Source organism: Sphingomonas sp. (genome assembly GCF_019242355.1).
Lineage (GTDB): Bacteria > Pseudomonadota > Alphaproteobacteria > Sphingomonadales > Sphingomonadaceae > Sphingomicrobium.
The window spans coordinates 1-2,508 of sequence record NZ_JAFAVR010000252.1; the positions used below are offsets into that span (position 1 = coordinate 1).

4 protein-coding genes are annotated in these 2,508 nt (G+C 66.8%); all 4 read left to right on the forward strand.

The annotated features are described in order from the left end of the window. The coding region (locus tag JOZ79_RS12105) for a 2-dehydro-3-deoxygalactonokinase (protein ID WP_294074485.1) at positions 1–636 on the forward strand (636 nt) is incomplete at its 5' end. Position 637: 1 nt separating this feature from the next. Further along, entirely contained in the window at positions 638–1,270 is a 633-nt protein-coding gene (locus JOZ79_RS12110; protein ID WP_294074488.1) for a 2-dehydro-3-deoxy-6-phosphogalactonate aldolase, read from the forward strand. Then, on the forward strand, positions 1,267–2,199 hold the full coding sequence (locus JOZ79_RS12115) for a Gfo/Idh/MocA family oxidoreductase (RefSeq protein ID WP_294074491.1): 933 nt from the start codon (positions 1,267–1,269) through the stop codon (positions 2,197–2,199). Before JOZ79_RS12110 ends, JOZ79_RS12115 begins: the two co-directional genes overlap by 4 nt. Before the next feature lie 86 nt (positions 2,200–2,285). Then, positions 2,286–2,508: hypothetical protein (locus JOZ79_RS12120; protein WP_294074493.1), on the forward strand; the 223-nt coding region annotated here is incomplete at its 3' end.

The window sequence follows — 2,508 nt, forward strand, 5'->3', positions numbered from 1 at the left end:
CCCGCGGGAATCGAGGATCTTGCCAAGGGTCTCGCCTGGCCCGGCGAGCGCGAGGCCATCGTGCCTGGGGTTTCCTATATCGGCAACGGCCGGGCGGACGTGATGCGGGGCGAGGAGGTCCAGCTGCTCGGTGCGGTCGCAGCCGGAATGGTGGATCCCGATGCCCTGGTCTGCCACCCGGGCACGCACGACAAGTGGGTTTTGATCCGGGCTGGTCGGATATCCTCGTTCCGGACGGTGATGACCGGTGAGCTGTTCAGCCTCTTGAAGCAGCACAGCATTCTCGCCGACCTGTTGAAGGGCGATGTCGCGGTGAACGACGCCTTTCGCGCCGGGGCGCAGCACGGCTGGGCCAACAATGACCTTCCCGCCGAGCTGTTCTCGATCCGGGCGCGGGTGTTGCTCGGACAGGCCAGGGCGGAAGACGCGGCTTCCTATGTCAGCGGCGTCCTGATCGGCAGCGACGTCCGAATTGGTCTTTCGGAGCCGCTCGCCGCGCAGGTCGTGGTCATGGGCCGCCCGGAGCTCACGAGGCTCTACGCCGCCGCGATCCAGGAGGCGGGCCGGACGGCGATCGAGCTCGACGGCGAGAAGAGCTTTGTCGCCGGTATCTCCAAAATCGCCGAGGTGATGTGACGTGACTGCAAGCGAAACGCTGCGCTCCTATCTCAACCAATGCCCGCTCGTCGCGATCATCCGCGGAGTCACGCCGGATGAGGCGGAGGCCATCGCGGACGCAATCCATGAAGGCGGAATCCGGATCATCGAGGTGCCGCTGAACTCGCCCGATCCATTGAAGAGCATCGAGCGTATCGCCGCCAGATATGGCGACCGCACGCTGGTCGGCGCTGGGACGGTCCTCAATCGCGACCAGGTCGCGCAAGTGAAGGACGCCGGCGGCCGCATCATCGTTTCCCCGGACAGCAACATCGAGGTGATCGCGACTGCTGCGGCGGCCGGCCTCGTTTCCTGTCCCGGCTATTTCACGCCGACGGAAGCGTTCGCGGCAATCCGCGCCGGTGCGCACGGACTGAAGCTCTTTCCCGCAGAGGGCGCCACTCCGGCTGTGCTGAAGGGTCAGCTCGCGGTCGTCCCGAAGTCGGTCCCGGTGCTCGCCGTCGGCGGCATCAGCCCCGACAACATGCAGCCCTGGCTCGAGGCCGGTGCAGCGGGCTTTGGCCTTGGCTCCGGCCTCTACACGCCCGGCCAGTCGCCAGCCGAAACGCTCGATAAGGCCCGGGCCTATGTCGCGGGAGTGAAGCGCTCATGAAGCCGATCCGGATTGCCATCATCGGTTTCGGCAAGATCGCCGCCGACCAGCACCTGCCGTCCATTTCCGCCAATCCGCGCTTCGAACTGGCAGCAACTTCCAGTCGGAGCGGGCAGGGGCCGCAGCCCGCGTTCACCGACTGGCAGGAACTGCTGCGGTCGGTGAAGGACCTCGACGCGGTCGCCATCACGACGCCGCCCCGCCCGCGCTACGATATCGCCCGCGAATGCGCGAGCGCTGGGCTACACTGCCTGCTTGAGAAGCCGCCGGCGGCGACGCTTGCCGAGATCGACGACCTGACCCACCTCGCCGAACAGCAGAAGGTCAGCCTGTACACCACCTGGCATGCGCGGCATCACCCGGCGGTCGAAGCGGCTGCGGCGGCGCTTGCCGGCAAGCGCATCGTCGCGTTCGAGATCCTGTGGCACGAGGACGTGCACAAATGGCATCCCGGGCAGCAATGGGTCTGGGACCCGGGCGGGTTCGGCGTGTTCGATCCAGGCATCAACGCCTTCTCGATCGCGACTCGCATCTTTCCCGGCCCGCTCTTCGTCCGCCAGGCCGACTTGAGCGTGCCGGCGAACGGTCAGACGCCGATTGCCGCCGAAGTCGATTTCGCGAGCCCGCAGGCGGACGGGCGGCTGCATGCCAGCCTCGATTGGCGAAAAAGCGAGGGCGAGGAATGGACGATCATCGCGCGGACGGCGGACGGCCAGGAGGTGCGCCTGACCTCGGGCGGAGCCGACCTGTCCATTGACGGCAAGCCCGTTGCAACGCCTGGCGACCCGGGCGAATATCCTGACATCTACGCCCGCTTCGCCGACCTGATCGACGAGCGACGGAGCGAGGTCGACATCGCTCCAATGCGCCTCGTCGCCGACTGTCTGCTGCTGGGCCGGACGACCAGGGTCGACCCGATCACGATGTAACTTACCTGCAATGATCCTTGTTATCGACAGAAGCGCGGGCGTAATGGTTAGCCCGGCCGGAGTCGGCCAGCAGAGGGGCTGCCCACGTGGCACATGTAATCACCGATGAGCTCGACGAGCTGGACGAGGCGTTCGCCGGCAATCGCCTGCTGTCGACCTTCGACCGCGATGCGCGCGCGCTGGTCGAGGCGGCGGCCGAGATCGTCCGGCTGAATGTCGGCGATCCGGTGCTCGAGCGCGGCGAGCATGTGTCCTCCAGCCTGTTTCCGTTCGGCCCGACGATGGCGGCGCTGGTGGTGGACCTCTCCG